This window comes from Kitasatospora sp. NPDC091257 (assembly GCF_044757675.1).
GTDB lineage: Bacteria > Actinomycetota > Actinomycetes > Streptomycetales > Streptomycetaceae > Kitasatospora > Kitasatospora lactacystinica.
On record NZ_JBIVVI010001176.1, the window covers coordinates 1 to 2,797 of the forward strand.

Consider the following 2,797-nt stretch of genomic DNA (forward strand, 5'->3'; position numbering starts at 1 on the left):
CCGGCTCGCCCTGGACAGCCCCTCCCGGTCCGGCCGGTCCGGCGACCACCAGGCCTTCGACGTGATCGCCGACCTGGTCGAGGCGGGCCACGCCGACCAACTGCTGCTCGGCGCCGACACCACCACCCGGAGCGCCCGCGCGGCCGCCGGCCCGGTCGGTCTGCTCGCCGACCTCGCCCCGCGCCTCGCCCGCAGCTACGGCCCGGAACTGCCCGAGCTGCTCCTCGTCACCAACCCGGCCGCCGCCTTCGCCGCCGACTGGCGCACACCGTAGGCGGGGCCTCGTCGCCTGCGGGTCCCATCGGCCGCGGCTGCGGCTGCCGGAGCGGGCATTCGGCAGCCGGCCGCCGGGCGGGTCTTCTACGGTGCCGGGCATGGTGATGCTGACGCTCCGAACCCTCACGACCGCCGACTGGCCGCTCTGGCGGGACCTCCGTCTCGCCGCCCTGACCGGCGCGCCGGACGCCTTCAAGGCCGGCCTGGCCGACTGGGACCAGGGCGGTGAGGACCGCTGGCGCGACCGGCTCCGTCTCCCGGACGCCCTCCACGTCGCGGCCCACCTGGACGACGACCCGGTCGGCCTGGTCGGCGGACTGCCCGGATCACCGGACGGCGTGCGGGAGTTGCGCTCGCTCTGGGTCGCCCCGCGGGCGCGCGGCCGGGGCGTCGCGGACCGTCTCGTCGAGGAGGTCGAACGCTGGGCCCGGGCCACCGGCGGCACCACGCTGCGCCTCGCCGTGCTCCCCGGCAACGGGGCGGCGCTCGCCCTCTACCGCCGCCACGGCTTCACCCCACTCGCGGAACCCGGGGACCTGCTCGCCGACGGGGTCGGCCGCGAACTCCTCCTGGCGAAGCCCCTGCGGTGACCGCCGCCGCACCCGGCTCGGTACCGGGGCCGCGGCCGGCCCGGCCTTCCGAGACCGACGGGACGGCCTGGGGACCACGGGAAGGCGGGGCCTGTGCCGCACGGGGGACGGCACAGGCCCCGCCTTCCCGAGGTCGAGCGGTCAATCGGTCGAGTGGTCGAGTGGTCGAGCGGTCTGGCAGGTCGGCGGGTCGACTGGCGTCACATGTGGGTGCCGCCGTCGATGCGGAGCTCGGTGCCGGTGACGAAGGCGCCGTCGTCGGAGGCGAGCATGGCGATCACGCCGGCCACCGTCTCCGGGCCGGCGAAGCCCTGGCCGAGCGCGGGGGAGAGCTTGGCCAGCAGGCTGAGGTCGGCGTCGGCGGGCAGGCCCGGGTTGTGGGTCATGCCGCTGTCGATGCTGCCCGGTGCGACGCAGACCGCGCGCAGGCCCTGCTTCGAGTACTCCGAGGCGATGGCGTGGGTGAAGGACTGGATGCCGCCCTTGGTCGCGGCGTACGCGGCCATGTAGGGGTGGGCGAAGCTCGCGGAGGTGGAGCTGAAGTTGACCACCACGCCCTTGCCGCCGGCGAGCAGCGCGGGGAGCGCCTCGCGGGTCATCAGGAAGGTGCCGGTCAGGTTCACCGCGAGGAGCCTGTTCCAGAACTCCAGGCTGGTCTCGTGGGTGTGCGAGGAGCGGAGGATGCCGGCCGCGTTGACCAGCACGTCCAGGCCGCCCAGGCCGGCGATCGCCTCGGCCACGCCCGCGACGACGACCGCCTCGTCCGCGATGTCCAGCACCTGGACGGTGAGGCGGTCCGCGGTTCCCTCGGCGGTGGCGCGGTCCAGGGTCTTCTTCAGGCCGTCCTCGTTGACGTCGACGGCGACGACCTTCCCGCCCTCGGCGAGGATCCGGTGCACGGTGGCCTGGCCGATGCCCGAGCCGCCGCCGGTGATCAGGACGTTCCGTCCGCTGAAGCGCTCCATGGTGGTACTCCGTTCGTTCGTGCTCTCTCGACCTCAATAGGCACGTTACGCCTATGTGGCACGTTGTGCCAACAAGTCCATTCGTGCTGATTCGTCGTGACGTGCCGCCTTGGCATCCGCCCGCGTAGGCTGACCCCGTGACCGGACGCCCGACCCTGACCCAGCGCCGCCGTGAGGCCACCCGGCTGGAGATCGCCCGTACCGCCGCCGCGCTCTTCGCCGAGCGGGGCGCGGACGCGACCACCGCCGAGGAGATCGCCCTCGCCGCGGGCATCTCGCTGCGCACCTTCTACCGGTACTTCTCGGTCAAGGAGGACGCCGTCGCTCCGCTGCTCGCGGCGGGCGGGCAGGAGTGGGTGGAGCTCTTCACGGCCAGCCCCGCGGACCTGCCGCTGCGCGAGGCGCTGGAGCGTGCGGCGGTCGCGTCGCTGACCCCGGCCGACGAGGTGCGGGTCGAGATGATGCAGTGGGCCCGCGGTCTGCTGCGCGACCCGAAGCTGAACGCCACCTGGCAGCGCGTCCACGCCGACTCGGAGGAGCGGCTGCGGGCCGCCCTCGCCGAGCGCTGCCCGGACGGCACCGACCCGCTGGAGATCCGGCTGGCGGCCGCTGCCGCGACCACGGCGATCCGGGTGGCCCTGGAGCAGTGGGCCGCTTCCGAGGCGCCCCTCGCCGGTCCGGGTTCCCCGCAGGACCTCGGCGCTCGCTGCATGCGCGAGCTCACGGAGGGGCTGCGGCTGTGGGGGCGGGTCGGCTGAGCCCGGGGCCCGGCCGTCGACCGGCCGGTGACGGCCGACAGCGGACAGCGGACAGCCGACAGATTTCAGATGACAACTTTCGAAATCTGTTATCTGAAAGTTGTCATCCGTCCGCCCGGCTCCCCGTAACCTCCCAGCCGCGGTCGGCTTTCTCCCAGCTGGCGTTAGGGTTGGTCCTCGCGCCCCGGCAGGGGGGAACCGGGGTGAC

At 74.1% G+C, this 2,797-nt stretch carries 3 protein-coding genes and 1 pseudogene; 3 read left to right on the forward strand and 1 reads right to left on the reverse strand.

Annotated elements, in window-relative coordinates; translation table 11 throughout:
- Together ACIQOV_RS35935 and ACIQOV_RS35940 are read left to right on the forward strand one after the other, a co-directional pair.
- A pseudogene (locus ACIQOV_RS35935) lies at positions 1–274 on the forward strand (phosphotriesterase); the annotation flags it as partial.
- A gap of 100 nt (positions 275–374) precedes the next feature.
- Entirely contained in the window at positions 375–866 is a 492-nt protein-coding gene (locus ACIQOV_RS35940; protein WP_401055017.1) for a GNAT family N-acetyltransferase, read from the forward strand.
- 200 nt (positions 867–1,066) lie between these two features.
- Here ACIQOV_RS35940 and ACIQOV_RS35945 read toward each other — a convergent pair whose 3' ends face one another.
- Entirely contained in the window at positions 1,067–1,831 is a 765-nt protein-coding gene (locus tag ACIQOV_RS35945; protein WP_401055018.1) for an SDR family NAD(P)-dependent oxidoreductase, read from the reverse strand.
- Positions 1,832–1,968: 137 nt separating this feature from the next.
- Here ACIQOV_RS35945 and ACIQOV_RS35950 point away from each other — a divergent pair, with 137 nt between their 5' ends.
- Positions 1,969–2,589: a TetR family transcriptional regulator gene (locus tag ACIQOV_RS35950; RefSeq protein ID WP_401055019.1), complete on the forward strand. Its 621-nt coding sequence runs from the start codon at positions 1,969–1,971 to the stop codon at positions 2,587–2,589.
- Positions 2,590–2,797 lie beyond the last annotated feature (208 nt).